16 protein-coding genes are annotated in these 13,858 nt (G+C 41.6%); 6 read left to right on the top strand and 10 right to left on the bottom strand.

The window, feature by feature from the left end; translation table 11 throughout:
* Nucleotides 1–61: 61 nt before the first annotated feature.
* From eno to carA, 7 genes are all read right to left on the bottom strand, one after another.
* Nucleotides 62–1,357 carry a phosphopyruvate hydratase gene (eno, locus tag EOD41_RS14545; RefSeq protein WP_127706179.1) on the bottom strand — a complete coding sequence of 432 codons (1,296 nt, stop codon included), beginning with the start codon at nucleotides 1,355–1,357 and terminating at the stop codon, nucleotides 62–64.
* Between the two features lie 104 nt (nucleotides 1,358–1,461).
* Nucleotides 1,462–2,205: a DUF2490 domain-containing protein gene (locus tag EOD41_RS14540; protein WP_127706177.1), complete on the bottom strand. Its 744-nt coding sequence runs from the start codon at nucleotides 2,203–2,205 to the stop codon at nucleotides 1,462–1,464.
* 87 nt (nucleotides 2,206–2,292) lie between these two features.
* A complete protein-coding gene (locus EOD41_RS14535) occupies nucleotides 2,293–3,387 on the bottom strand; it encodes an ABC transporter permease (protein WP_127706175.1) in 1,095 nt (364 codons plus the stop codon).
* 115 nt (nucleotides 3,388–3,502) lie between these two features.
* Nucleotides 3,503–4,267 (bottom strand): ABC transporter ATP-binding protein, encoded by a 765-nt coding sequence (locus EOD41_RS14530; RefSeq protein WP_127706173.1) that lies wholly within the window; start codon nucleotides 4,265–4,267, stop codon nucleotides 3,503–3,505.
* A gap of 107 nt (nucleotides 4,268–4,374) precedes the next feature.
* A complete protein-coding gene (locus tag EOD41_RS14525) occupies nucleotides 4,375–4,587 on the bottom strand; it encodes a hypervirulence associated TUDOR domain-containing protein (protein WP_127706171.1) in 213 nt (70 codons plus the stop codon).
* 136 nt (nucleotides 4,588–4,723) lie between these two features.
* Nucleotides 4,724–4,999, bottom strand: coding sequence for a hypothetical protein (locus tag EOD41_RS14520; RefSeq protein WP_164849941.1), 276 nt, complete (start codon nucleotides 4,997–4,999; stop codon nucleotides 4,724–4,726).
* Between the two features lie 195 nt (nucleotides 5,000–5,194).
* Nucleotides 5,195–6,295, bottom strand: coding sequence for a glutamine-hydrolyzing carbamoyl-phosphate synthase small subunit (gene carA, locus EOD41_RS14515; RefSeq protein WP_127706167.1), 1,101 nt, complete (start codon nucleotides 6,293–6,295; stop codon nucleotides 5,195–5,197).
* A 199-nt stretch (nucleotides 6,296–6,494) separates the two neighbouring features.
* On the opposite strand from carA, the gene panB reads away from it, so the two are divergent.
* Entirely contained in the window at nucleotides 6,495–7,310 is an 816-nt protein-coding gene (panB, locus tag EOD41_RS14510; RefSeq protein WP_127706165.1) for a 3-methyl-2-oxobutanoate hydroxymethyltransferase, read from the top strand.
* Between the two features lie 122 nt (nucleotides 7,311–7,432).
* Nucleotides 7,433–8,131 carry an RluA family pseudouridine synthase gene (locus EOD41_RS14505; RefSeq protein WP_127706163.1) on the top strand — a complete coding sequence of 233 codons (699 nt, stop codon included), beginning with the start codon at nucleotides 7,433–7,435 and terminating at the stop codon, nucleotides 8,129–8,131.
* A 65-nt stretch (nucleotides 8,132–8,196) separates the two neighbouring features.
* On the opposite strand, the gene EOD41_RS14500 is transcribed toward EOD41_RS14505, so the two are convergent.
* Entirely contained in the window at nucleotides 8,197–9,240 is a 1,044-nt protein-coding gene (locus EOD41_RS14500) for an NAD(P)-dependent alcohol dehydrogenase (RefSeq protein ID WP_127706161.1), read from the bottom strand.
* A gap of 132 nt (nucleotides 9,241–9,372) precedes the next feature.
* On the opposite strand from EOD41_RS14500, the gene EOD41_RS14495 reads away from it, so the two are divergent.
* Nucleotides 9,373–9,864, top strand: coding sequence for a DUF5004 domain-containing protein (locus EOD41_RS14495; protein ID WP_127706159.1), 492 nt, complete (start codon nucleotides 9,373–9,375; stop codon nucleotides 9,862–9,864).
* Between the two features lie 57 nt (nucleotides 9,865–9,921).
* Nucleotides 9,922–10,500, top strand: coding sequence for a phosphoribosylglycinamide formyltransferase (gene purN / locus EOD41_RS14490; protein ID WP_127706157.1), 579 nt, complete (start codon nucleotides 9,922–9,924; stop codon nucleotides 10,498–10,500).
* A 2-nt stretch (nucleotides 10,501–10,502) separates the two neighbouring features.
* On the opposite strand, the gene EOD41_RS14485 is transcribed toward purN, so the two are convergent.
* On the bottom strand, nucleotides 10,503–10,787 hold the full coding sequence (locus EOD41_RS14485) for a hypothetical protein (protein ID WP_127706155.1): 285 nt from the start codon (nucleotides 10,785–10,787) through the stop codon (nucleotides 10,503–10,505).
* 8 nt (nucleotides 10,788–10,795) lie between these two features.
* Nucleotides 10,796–11,041 carry a hypothetical protein gene (locus EOD41_RS14480; protein ID WP_127706153.1) on the bottom strand — a complete coding sequence of 82 codons (246 nt, stop codon included), beginning with the start codon at nucleotides 11,039–11,041 and terminating at the stop codon, nucleotides 10,796–10,798.
* A 107-nt stretch (nucleotides 11,042–11,148) separates the two neighbouring features.
* On the opposite strand from EOD41_RS14480, the gene purH reads away from it, so the two are divergent.
* Complete coding sequence (gene purH / locus EOD41_RS14475) at nucleotides 11,149–12,675, top strand: bifunctional phosphoribosylaminoimidazolecarboxamide formyltransferase/IMP cyclohydrolase (protein ID WP_127706151.1); 1,527 nt, start codon at nucleotides 11,149–11,151, stop codon at nucleotides 12,673–12,675.
* A 103-nt stretch (nucleotides 12,676–12,778) separates the two neighbouring features.
* On the top strand, nucleotides 12,779–13,801 hold the full coding sequence (locus EOD41_RS14470) for a rod shape-determining protein (protein WP_127706149.1): 1,023 nt from the start codon (nucleotides 12,779–12,781) through the stop codon (nucleotides 13,799–13,801).
* The last annotated feature ends 57 nt before the right edge of the window (nucleotides 13,802–13,858 follow it).

Raw genomic sequence — 13,858 nt, 5'->3', positions numbered from 1 at the left:
CAAAAAAGCCGGCATAAAGCCGGCTTTTACTATTCGTAAAAATTCGAATCAATTCTTGAAATTACTTCTTCAAAAATTTGAAGTCTTTACCTATGAAGCGCGCTGATTCGCCAAGTTCTTCTTCGATACGAAGTAACTGGTTGTATTTTGCAATCCTGTCTGAACGTGAGGCTGAACCGGTTTTGATTTGACCACAGTTAAGGGCCACAGCAAGATCGGCAATAGTAACATCTTCAGTTTCGCCCGAACGGTGGCTCATTACCGAAGTATAGCCATTGTTTTGTGCTAATGATACCGCGTTGATAGTTTCGGTTAACGAACCTATCTGGTTAACTTTTACCAGGATAGAGTTGGCAGTATCGTTATCAATACCTTGTTGTAAACGTTTTACATTGGTTACAAACAAATCGTCACCTACTAATTGTACACGGTCGCCAATTCTTTCGGTAAGCAGTTTCCAGCCATCCCAATCATCTTCGGCCATACCGTCCTCAATAGAAACGATAGGATATTTTTCGGTTAACGAAGCCAGGTATTCAACTTGCTCGGCGCTGGTACGGATAGCACCTTTTTCGCCTTCAAATTTAGTGTAGTCGTATTTACCGTCTTTGTAGAACTCAGAAGCGGCGCAATCAAAAGCAAGATAAATCTGCTCACCGGCTTTGTAGCCTGCTGCTTCAATAGCTTTGATAATGGTTTCAACACCATCTTCAGTACCTTCAAAAGTTGGCGCAAAACCACCTTCGTCACCCACAGCGGTTGAAAGACCACGATCGTGTAATATCTTTTTCAGGTTATGGAACACCTCAGCCCCCCAACGCAAAGCTTCAGAGAATGAAGAAGCGCCGATAGGCATGATCATGAACTCCTGGAAAGCGATAGGCGCATCAGAGTGCGAACCACCGTTTACAATGTTCATCATCGGGATTGGCAGCGTGTTAGCATTAACACCACCAATGTAACGGTACAAAGGCTGGCGGCTCTCTTGAGCAGCAGCTTTAGCAACCGCAAGCGATACGCCTAAAATGGCGTTAGCACCCAGGTTACCTTTGTTTTCGGTACCGTCTAATTTTATCATTATAGCGTCGATAGCGTTTTGCTCAAACACATCAACACCTTTTAATTCAGGAGCAATTTTCTCGTTTACGTTGGCAACGGCTTTCAGTACGCCTTTACCAAGGTAAGTTCCTTTATCACCATCCCTAAGCTCAACAGCTTCGTAGGCACCGGTTGAGGCACCAGAAGGTACAGCGGCACGACCTAAAGCGCCATTTTCTGTTAAAACATCAACCTCAATTGTAGGATTACCGCGCGAGTCGAGTATCTGGCGGGCATGAACATCAATAATTATACTCATAGTGATTTTATCAGCGTTTGTGACTTATTTTTTCGGCGCTAAGTTAAAAAATCGCAATAAAAAACCGGCATTAATAACAATAATTTAACCTGATTCACTATTATTTAATCCTGCATACCCGGAATATGCTCTTTAGGCTTAGTGTTTTTGCGGTTAAAGCGGTATTGCACATTTATAGCAAGGTTGTTTTTACCGCCGGTGCTTGCCGAGTTAAGCGAGTAGTTATATTGCTGCATCCAACCCAATTGTAAGCTTAACGACTTATTAAACTGGTAACCCATACCCACATAAAGACGGTTACGTTCAAAATGCGGCGCTTTATTATTCAGGAATATCTCGTCAAAAACAGCGGCATAATATGTTTTTGGTTCTACTTTGCGATGATTAATAGGAATAGCCAGGTTAAGCCTGTACCTGAAACGATTACGGTATGGCGTGTGGTCAAAAAAGCGTTGCTCAATACGATAACGGTGTTCAATTTTAATACGATCGAGCAGTTGGTTAACGGTCATCTGCTCCCACAAGCGGGTTTCTAAAACCGTTGGCGGTTCGTCAAGTTCATTATAGTCATAGGTAACATACCGCCCGGTACCAATAAGCGCTGTATAGTTTTTAGCAATATCATAGCTGATACCACCTTTTACTTCATAATAAAATGCCTGATTGAAAAAAGTGTTGGTACGGGTTTGCAACTCTATATATCCGCCCCAACGGTGGGTGCTGTCTCCGGGTAATGTTACTGTAACTATTCCCCAGGTACCTGTTTTACCATTTTGCGCCCTAACATTACTTGAACAAACAATTAATATCAACAGACATATAACACTAAATAAACGTTTACCTAACATGCTTGTAATGATTTCAGCAAATCTATTACGTTAATGTTATGCAAATGTTAATTATATGATTACTAATATTATTTTAATGTTAACAATCTATTCCCACTTAAATGCCTTAACAGCCACGGTATAGATAATTACACCCCATATAGCAAGCACTAATAATTGATGGGTTACATCAAATAACCCCGCTCCTTCAAATGCCACTTTACGCATAGCGTCATTCAAATAAGTTAGCGGTAATGCCCGGCTAATAGGCTGCAGCCATTTAGGGAACGCTTCGATAGAGAAAAATGTTCCGGATAAAAGAAATTGGGGGAGCGTGATGATGTTGGCTATTGGTGGTACTGAACTTTCGTTTTTAGCGATGCCTGATACTGTAAACCCAAATCCCATAAAAACAATGAGGCCGATAACGGATAATATGAGCATATTGATTACCGTTACAAAGCCATGTATCAGTGTAAAACCGAAAAAGAAATGGCCAACCAATATGATAAACAGCGCGCCTATTAAGGAAAAAGTAATACGCGCTATGGCTTCGCCTATTACAATGCTGGCACGCTTAACGGGTGTAGCAAAAAAACGCTTGATTACCAAGGTTATCCGCAGACTTAAAAACACGAACGCAGTACCAAACACACCTGTACTTAGCAACGAGAACCCCAACTGCCCGGGCAGTATAAAATCGATAGTCTTGTACTCGCGGCCATGTACGGTAGCTTCGCGCAACTCGGCAACAGGAGGCGGAGCGTTAGCGCCTTTGGTATTTACTATATAGAAGATGTTATTTAGTACGGCTTTCAGGATGTTTCCTTTTTCGAGCGATGCTTTGGTGTATTTAACATCAACAATATAAGGTGGTTTACCGTTTGGATTTTTGCTGATTGTAAGCACTGCATCCAGGCTACCTTTTTCAAGATTCTTTTTTAATGTTTCTTCAGATAGATCAGGCAACAACTTAACTACATTTACACCTTTTAACTCCTGGTAAACGATGTTAGTGGTATCGCTGCCTTTGCCTAAACCCACTTCAACCTTAACGCCGCCACCACCAATAAAGCCGAACACCAATATAAATATCAGCGGGAACGCTAAGCTGAATATCACTGCCGAAGGGCTGCGTAATATTGATTTTAAACTTGCCGTAGCAATAGCCAAAGTGGCGCGTGTGTTACTGTACTTTCTCATTGTGTTAGTCCGAAAGTCGGTAAAGACCGCAAGTCCGGAAGTTCTTTATCTTATACTATATTAATTCGTCTTTCGGACTTTCCTGACTTTTCAGACTTTCCGACTAAAACTTATCTTAACTTTCTCTCCACTCCTTGCCTGTCATGTTTATAAAAACATCCTCAAGGTTAGCGGCCTTAACCTGCTTTGGCCGTTCGAAGCCCGATTCAACCAGCTTATCAATAAAATTATCAGGTGTATCAATACCTATCACTTTACCACCATCGATAAAGGCCACACGATCGCAAAGTACTTCGGCTTCGTCCATGTAATGCGTAGTAATAACGACAGTGGTACCGGCGTCACGTATTTCCCGTATCAAATTCCAAAGGTTACGTCGCGCCTGCGGATCGAGGCCGGTGGTAGGTTCGTCAAGAAAGATTATACGTGGATTATTTATTAATGTAGTAGCGATAGAGAAGCGTTGTTTTTGCCCGCCGGAAAGCTGTTTGTATTTGGCTTTGGCTTTATCTGTTAGGGCAACTTTTCCCAGCATTTCCATTGGCTTTTTGGTGATACCATATAAGCCTGAAAAAAGGTCGATCAATTCCGACAGGTTAAGATTTGGATAATAACCTGCGGCCTGAAGTTGCACGCCTATGCGTTGCTTAATACTGTCGGCATTGGTATCAACTGAAAAGCCGTCAACGATGATCTCGCCTGAAGTTTTTTCGCGAAGCGTTTCAATTATTTCAAGTGTAGTAGTTTTGCCCGCACCATTCGGACCAAGTAATCCGAATATTTCTCCCTCATAAACCTCAAAACTTACATCACGTACGGCGGCAAAGTCGCCATAGTTTTTAACCAGGTTCTTTACAGTAATAACCGGCTTTTTTTCCATTCTGTAAAAATGGTACAGTTTATTTAAATAACCATAACATTTTGAGTGAATGACAAAAATTTTACAGCTAACCCCAAGCCTCTTAAAATGAAAGGGAGGTGCATATACTACTTCCCGCCTTTTTTAAGTTCGCCTTTTGATTTAAGCACCTTATTGCCATTCCCCTGTTTAATTTCGTAAGCAGGCTTGTCTTTACTGGCATTGCGTTTAACGGTTGAGCCTTTAATGGTTTTCTTTACCGGTTCTTTGTGCTCTTTCTCAATTTTACCTTCTGCCTCGCCTTTGCCCCAGTTCCAGTGTACGGTATCGCCCTTTTTCATAATAGTAGTTTATTGATTAACAGTTAGTATGGCTATAGGTTTAAGAAAAGGTATATCGAGTGGTTGTTTGGTGAGGGCACCAACACGGGGAGAGTAACAATTTTAAGGAATAGGCTTAAGTTATTGTGTATCAATTTTAATTTGCAGCAATGTCTAATTTTACTGAGGTGATGATAAATAGAAATTTTACAATAACTGCGGTGCATTTTTGAGTATGTTTCGCTTTATCCAAATACGTTACTTCTTTAAATAGCGTTGAGCCTGTGTTTACACCATAATCCATTATAAAAGTCCCCCATATCATCTCATCAATGTCATCATTATCATGCGACGGTCTTTTAATAGATTTAAATGAAACAAACTGATAATTTAAATCTGCTAATTGTTTTTTAATACGCTTGGTATAAATCATCTGGTTAAAATAATGCATACCGACACTAAAAAATAACAGCAAAATCAAAGCGCAAAGCATGAAAATCATCAAAATCATAAAACAATAAAACTGAATATTTACATATTTTTTAATAAAAAAAGCGATAGATTTTCAACCTATCGCTTTTTAATATTTTCAATGACAGTGACTAATGACTATTAACCAATGACCAACCTATTTCATCAGATCAATAAAGTCATCAAACAGATACCTTGAATCGTGCGGACCAGGTGACGATTCAGGGTGGTATTGTACCGAGAATGCTTTTTTATCTTTTACACGGATACCTTCAATCGACTGGTCGTTAAGGTTTACGTGGGTAATTTCAACTTTATCAGATGCCCTTACTGCTTCCTGCACTACACCAAAACCGTGGTTTTGCGAGGTTACCTCGCAATGATCTTTAATAATATTTTTTACCGGGTGATTTAAACCGCGGTGACCATTAAACATTTTTTTAGTCGGGATATCATTAGCCAATGCCAATAACTGGTGACCAAGGCATATGCCGAACATTGGCTTATCCGCATTTAAAATTTCTTTTACAGTTTCAACAGCATAAGGCATTGCCGATGGGTCGCCGGGACCGTTTGAAATGAAATAACCGGTCGGCGCAAAATCTTTCTCCATTTCTTCAAAAGTTGTCTTAGCCGGATAAACCTTTGCATATACATCACGGTCGGCAAAGTTGCGCAGGATGTTTTTCTTTACACCTAAATCAAGCACCGCTACACGGTATGGTGCATCCTCATTACCAAAAGTATAGGTTTCGGTAGTTGATACCTGCGATGAAAGTTCCAGCCCGTCCATTGATGGTACTTCAGCCAGTTTTCTTTTCAGTTCTTCAACATCAAGTATCTCTGAAGATATAATGGCGTTCATGGCACCCTTGTCACGAATGTGACGCACCAGCTGGCGGGTGTCAATATCTGATATACCTACAATGTTTTGCTCCTGGAAGTAATCCTGTATTGAACCATCGGCTTGCTTGCGGCTGTAAGCGATGTTGTAATTTTTACAAACCAACCCTGCTATCTGTATCTTTCCCGATTCAACTTCTTCGTTACTGATGCCATAGTTACCTATGTGGGCGTTAGTGGTCACCATGATCTGCCCGAAGTATGACGGATCGGTAAATATTTCCTGGTAACCGGTCATGCCGGTATTAAAACAAATTTCGCCGGTGGTGGTTCCAATTTTTCCCGCTGCTTTGCCATGAAAAACTGTGCCGTCAGCCAATAATAATACCGCAGGTAATTTAGTGTAACTGGTCATTATAAAATAAATTGAATGATTTAATTAGCCGGTTTGCCTGGTGTGGCAGGCCGTTACAAGAGGTAGAAATATGGAAGTAATTCACTTCTATTTTCACGGGTGCAAAAGTACAAAAACTTAATGTTTTATACTAATAAAATTTACACATTATTTATACAGGTAGTTTCTACCTTTGTCTAACAAATAAATCCGCAGCCACATGTCGGTTAACAAAGAAATAAAACGGGTTACTACCCGCACCCTGCAGGAACTTAAAAACGCCGGGCACAAGATAGCCATGCTTACCGCTTATGATTTTTCAATAGCCAGCATTGTTGATGATGCCGGTGTTGATGTGATACTGGTTGGCGATTCGGCATCAAATGTAATGGCCGGTCATGAAACCACCTTGCCTATCACGCTCGACCAGATGATCTACCACGCATCGTCGGTAGTGCGGGCAGCCAAACGGGCGCTTGTAGTAGTTGACCTGCCTTTTGGCTCGTACCAGGGAAATTCAAAGGAAGCCCTGGCGTCGGCAATCCGTATTATGAAAGAATCGGGAGCACACGCGGTGAAGCTGGAAGGTGGTATTGAAATAGCCGAATCGGTAAGCAGAATTTTAACAGCCGGCATCCCGGTTATGGGACACTTAGGGCTTACACCGCAATCCATATATAAATTTGGCACATATACCGTAAGAGCAAAAGAAGACGCTGAAGCGCAAAAGCTGCGTAATGATGCTTTGAAACTGCAGGAGCTTGGTTGCTTTGCTGTTGTACTTGAGAAAATACCGGCTCAGTTAGGCCAGGAAGTTAGCCAAAGTCTGAGCATACCTACTATTGGCATTGGCGCCGGGCAGTATTGCGACGGACAGGTATTGGTAATACACGATATGCTGGGTATAAACAAAGGTTTTAAACCACGCTTTTTACGCCAGTATGCCAACCTATATGACGTGATGAGCGACGCAATAAAGAACTATACCAGCGATGTCAAGTCGGGCAGTTTCCCAAGCGATAAAGAACAATATTAGTGAGTAGTGAATGGTGAGTGGTTGATTGAGATCTCAAAAATTTCACCATTCACTTAATCAACCAAATCAAGCAATCCATTGTTATTAATTCGAAATCGAACATTCGAAATTCGAAATCAAAAATGAGTTTACCTATTACCGATAACGATATATTATACGAGGACAATCACCTGATTGCGGTTAACAAACGCGCAGGCGATATTGTACAGGTTGATGAAACCGGCGACGAACCGCTTGACGAAAAAGTTAAGAAATATATTGCTGCAAAATATAATAAACCTAACGGTGCCTTTTTAGGTGTGGTACACAGGCTGGACCGGCCTGTTAGCGGCGTAATCCTGTTTGCTAAAACCAGCAAGGCGCTCGACAGGATGAATCAGCTTTTTAAAACACGGCAGATACGTAAAACCTATTATGCCGTTGTACGTAATAAACCTGCCCCCCCTTACGGCGACCTGGTACACTGGCTGGTAAAAAATCCTCAGAAAAATGTTACCAAAGCTCATGGGCATGAGGTGCAGGGTAGCCTGCGGTCTGAATTGCATTACCGTACGGTTGGCGAAGCAAATGGGTATTACTTAATAGAAGTTAATCCGGTTACAGGACGCCCGCATCAAATACGCGTACAGCTATCTACATTAAATTCACCTATAGTTGGCGATAACAAATATGGCTATCCGCGAGGTAGCCTGCGCAAAAGCATCAGCCTGCATGCACGCAAACTTCAATTTATTCACCCCGTAAAAAATGAGCCAGTAGAGATTAAAGCACCCCTACCAAAAGATGGCTTTTGGGAAAAGTTCGCGCATTTAATGGATTAGTCATAAAACAAAAAGCGATGGTTGAAACCCATCGTTTTTTGTTTTAAACAGTAATTATTTACCGACTATTTCAAGCTTGCCATATCGATCACGAAACGGTAACGCACATCATTTTTCATCATGCGGTCATAAGCTTCGTTGATGTAATCGATATTGATTACTTCCACATCAGATACAATATTATGTTCGGCACAGTAATCAAGCATTTCCTGCGTTTCACGAATACCGCCTATCATTGATCCGGCAAGACGGCGACGTTTGTTTATCAGGTTAAATGCGGATACCTGCGGCGCTTCGGGTGGAATACCAACAAGCACCATTGTACCGTCAAGCTTAAGCATCTGCAGGTAAAAGTCATACTCATGCTGCGCGGAGATTGTATTGATGATCAGATTGAACGAGCCGGCAACACTTTTTACTTGTTCTTCGTCACGGGTAACCACAAAATGGTGTGCACCCAGTTTTTCAGCGTCTTCTTTTTTTGATGGCGATGTACTTAACACAGTAACATCAGCGCCCATTGAAGCGGCAAATTTAACCGCCATGTGCCCTAATCCGCCAAGGCCCACTACTCCTACTTTATCTCCCTGTTTAACATTCCAGGTTTTCAACGGCGAATAAGTGGTAATACCTGCACAAAGCAACGGTGCCACAGCTTCAAGCGGTAGTTTATCAGAAACATGCAAAGCATACTGCTCATCAACCACTATTTGGTTTGAGTAACCGCCGTAAGTAGGCGTTCCGTCTTTATAGGTACCGTTGTATGTGAATGATATATGGTTATCACAATATTGCTCTTCACCCGCCCGGCAGCTTGGGCATGTGCGGCACGAGTCAACAAAACAACCGATACCTGCAGTTTCACCTACTTTAAATTGAGTTACTGCATCGCCTACTTTTACAATCTTTCCTACAACTTCGTGTCCGGGTACCATCGGAAATATCGATCCGCCCCATTCATCACGCACCTGGTGAATGTCTGAATGGCAAACACCGCAGTATAAAATTTCTATTTGTATGTCATTCGGGCCAACTTCTTTACGTTCAAACGTAAATGGTTTCAAATCATCACTTGCCTTTAAGGCGGCATAACCTTTAGTTGCTAACATAAATGGTGGTTTAATTTTTCAACAAAAGTAATTGCACCATGTTTTGCTAAAAGTAATTCAAAAGCCATATTTACGTTACTAATTCAATCGTTACAAAAACACAGGGGATTTTATATTTTTGGCAAAAAACTAATGAAGCGCAGGAACATATTATTTTTAATTATAGGATTAGCTGTTATTTCGCTATACAACTCCTGCAAAAAAGATGAACTCAGTACCATAGACGCTTTAGTCAGCAGCGGCACATGGGAGCTGGCATCATTACAGGTTTTTAACTATGTAGGCGACACTAAAGGTAAAACCGACACCCTATACCGGGATTGCGACTTTAAGCAACTGTTTAAGTTTAATGCGGACAAAACCTGCACGTATAGTAATTACAGTTGCCTGGAACAAACTACTACCGGCAAATGGTCGCTTTCAAAAGACAAGTTATTTTTACTATCAGATATAGCTTGCGATACTTCGGAAACAGAAAGCATACAACCATTTACGAATACAAAAATTGTTACGCTGGGCCAATATTCGATGGTGCTGCAAACCGGCGACCTGCAAACAAATTATCCGGCAAATCAGCGCAGGCGCATTGTACAATATGGTTTTGTTAAGCAACGAAACAAATAATTGCATTTTAGAGTAAAAGATTATATTTGAAGTGATTATAAAAACCGGTTTGCTACATTGAAAAAACGAATAGCCATTTTCGCTTCCGGATCAGGCTCAAATGCTCAGAAAATAATGGAGCATTTTAAACGCCATAACGATGCCGAAGTTGCCATAATACTTACCAATAACCCACAGGCCTACGTTTTACAACGTGCCGATAATTTTGAAATACCGTCGCACATATTTACACGTAAAGAATTTTACGAGACAGAAGATGTTATCCGCCTTCTAAAAAATCTGAATATCGACCTTATAGTGCTCGCCGGCTTTTTATGGCTGGTGCCACAATCGCTGCTTAGGGCATTTCCTAATAAGATCATCAACCTGCACCCTGCCCTGCTCCCAAAATACGGCGGTAAAGGTATGTATGGCGACAATGTGCACAAGGCGATACTTGCCGATAAAGAAGAAGAATCGGGCATTACCATACACTTTGTAGACGAAAATTTCGATGAAGGTGAGATCATCCACCAGTCGCGCTTTAAAATTGAACCCGGTGATACTCTCGAAATGATAAAGTTCAAAGGCCAGCAACTGGAGCATCACCACTTTCCAAGAGTGGTTGAGAATTTGTTAAAGAAGATGAAGAGCTAAGATCATATCAATAATGATGCAAGCACTATCTCATGCACAATCAACTTATCATTTTCAATTCTAAAAGCAATTACCCAAGAGTTGAAATGGCTGCATGAATATTGCAATTTTGCAAAATGAGGATGATTACATATCGGATATTGCACATCTCTTATCGCCAGGTCTTTTATTGCTTTCTTAAAACGTAAAGCATATCTGTTACCACTACCCGGAGTATTTTGTGATTCGACAAACGCGGCGGCTAAATCAATAACGGCAAGTGCATGGTCAGCTATTATAACTCTCACAAAACAGACTATTCTTGATCCAAATATTTAGAAAAAGCCTCATCTAAGTCGAGGAATTTAGTATGCTTTTGTTTTGCAAAGTATGCATCCCACTCTTCGTCCGTAGCCGGTCGACCAATACCAAAAGCCAGGGCCTTTGCATCAAGCTCCACAAAATCGTTCTGCTTTTCTGCCGATACGCCTAACTCTTCAGCAAGTTTTAGCAGTTGTTGAATCTTACTTTCCGAGTCGGATTTTAGGATAACCGTAGTCATACATCTAAGTTAAAAAATTAAAATAATAATGATTGAATTTTGTTTGATTATTTTCTTATTATGCTTTCCTAAAATCACTACCTTTGCGGCTCAAAATTCAGGTACATATGAGCAATCCCGTTCAAATAAAAAACGCTTTAATTTCAGTTTATTACAAAGATAATCTTGAGCCTATTATTCATGAGTTAAACAGGCTTGGCGTTACCATTTACTCTACCGGCGGTACCGAAACTTTCATTCGTAACCTGGGGGTAAATGTTGTGGCCGTTGAAAACCTTACCTCATATCCATCAATACTTGGAGGCCGTGTAAAAACATTGCATCCAAAAGTATTTGGCGGCATTTTGGCCCGCAGAAGCTTTGAAAGCGACGAACAGCAACTTGCTGAATATGAAATCCCTGAGATTGACCTGGTGATTGTCGACCTGTATCCTTTTGAAGAAACCGTAAAATCAGGCGCAGGACAGGAAGATGTGATTGAAAAAATTGACATTGGCGGCATATCGCTTATTCGGGCCGCAGCTAAAAACTTTAAAGATGTGGTCATTGTAGCCTCAAAAGATGATTATGGTACACTTGAGGAAATACTAAAAACTCAGAACGGCAGCACTACGATTGATCAGCGTAAAAAATTCGCACACAAGGCATTCAACATATCATCGCATTACGATACCGCGATCTTTAACTATTTTAATGAAGAAGACCCGCTCCCGGTATTTAAACAAAGCATACAAACCAGTCAAACCCTGCGTTATGGTGAAAACCCGCATCAAAAAGGCGTTTTTTATGGTAATCTTGATGACATGTTCACCAAACTGCATGGTAAAGAATTATCATACAACAACCTGGTTGACGTTGACGCAGCCGTTGCACTGATTGATGAATTCACCGAGCCAACTATAGCCATACTTAAACATACCAACGCTTGTGGCGTAGCAACCCGTACTTTTATAAAAGAAGCATGGATAGACGCTCTTGCCTGCGACCCTGTATCGGCCTTTGGTGGCGTTATTATCGCTAACGACGAGATTGACGCGGCTACTGCTGAAGAGATCAACAAAATATTTTACGAGGTGCTTATCGCTCCTGCTTTTACAGATGAAGCAGTAAACATTTTGCAGTCGAAAAAGAACCGTATCATTTTGGTGCGCCAACGTACTGAACTGCCGGTAAAGCAATTCAAAACCTTACTAAACGGCGTTATCGAGCAGGATAAAGACGCGGTGATTGAAGGCCCTGAACACATGACGGCAGTAACCGTTCGCAAGCCTACCGAGCATGAGCTTAAAGACCTGTTTTTTGCCAATAAAGTGGTTAAGCACACCAAATCAAACACTATTGTATTTGCTAAAAACAACCAGCTTATGGCAAGCGGTGTTGGCCAAACATCACGTGTTGATTCACTGAGACAGGCGGTATTAAAAGCACACAGCTTTGGTTTCGACCTGAATGGCGCGGTAATGGCATCTGACGCATTCTTCCCGTTTCCTGACTGTGTTGAACTTGCTGCCGAAGCAGGCATTACAGCGGTTTTACAACCGGGCGGCTCAATAAAAGACCAGGATTCAATTGATATGAGCAATCAGAAAAACATCGCTATGGTGACTACCGGTGTACGCCATTTCAAACATTAATTAACGTAACACAATAAACTTTTTAATTTGACGCTTTTAATTACAATAATTAATATTTAAGTGTAATTTTATATCCCCTCAAATTAAATACACGATACAACAAATGGGTTTGTTCAACTTTTTTACACAGGAAATTGCCATCGATCTTGGCACCGCGAATACCCTGATTATACATAACGATAAAGTGGTGGTTGACGAACCGTCAATAGTAGCTTTTGACAGAAAAACCAATAAAGTAATAGCCATAGGGCGCCAGGCCATGCAAATGGAGGGTAAAACCCACGATAATATACGCACAATTCGTCCGCTTAAAGACGGTGTAATAGCCGACTTTGACGCAGCCGAGTACATGATACGCGGCATGATCAAAATGATCAACTCAGGTAAGGGTTGGTTTTTCCCGTCACTGCGTATGGTTATCTGCATTCCTTCGGGTATTACCGAGGTGGAGAAACGCGCGGTACATCAGTCGGCCGAACGTGCCGGCGCCAAAGAGGTTTACCTGATACACGAACCAATGGCTGCTGCGGTAGGTATTGGTATCGACGTTGAAGAACCGATGGGTAACATGATTATCGATATTGGCGGTGGTACCACCGAGATCGCGGTTATCGCGCTGTCGGGAATTGTGTGCGATCAGTCAATACGTGTGGCCGGTGATAATTTCGATGCCGACATTGTTCAGTATATTCGCCGTCAGCATAACATCATGATTGGTGAGCGTACTGCCGAAAAGATCAAGATTGAAGTTGGCGCGGCATTGCCTGAACTGACTGATCCACCGGCTGACTTTGCCGTACAGGGCCGCGACCTGATGACGGGGGTGCCGAAACAGATCATGGTGTCATATACCGAGATTGCGCACTGTCTTGACAAGTCTATCTCAAAAATTGAAGAAGCGATATTAAAAGCGTTGGAGATTACCCCTCCTGAGCTTTCTGCAGATATTTACCAAACAGGTATTTACCTTACCGGCGGCGGCGCTTTGCTTCGCGGTTTAGATAAGCGAGTTGCGGCTAAAACCAAACTGCCTGTGCATGTTGCCGAAGATCCACTACGCGCCGTAGTACGCGGTACCGGTACAGCGCTTAAAAATATTGGTAACTTTAAGTTTTTAATGCAGTAAAGCAGACCCAAGAATTAAGAATCAAGAGACAAGACTTAGTTGTTTTTCTTGGTTCTT

The sequence above is a fragment of the Mucilaginibacter limnophilus genome, from assembly GCF_004005815.1.
In the GTDB taxonomy this organism is placed as follows: Bacteria; Bacteroidota; Bacteroidia; order Sphingobacteriales; family Sphingobacteriaceae; genus Mucilaginibacter; species Mucilaginibacter limnophilus.
The sequence above is the reverse complement of the archived record's forward strand: the minus strand, read 5'-3'. Positions and strand labels throughout refer to the sequence as shown.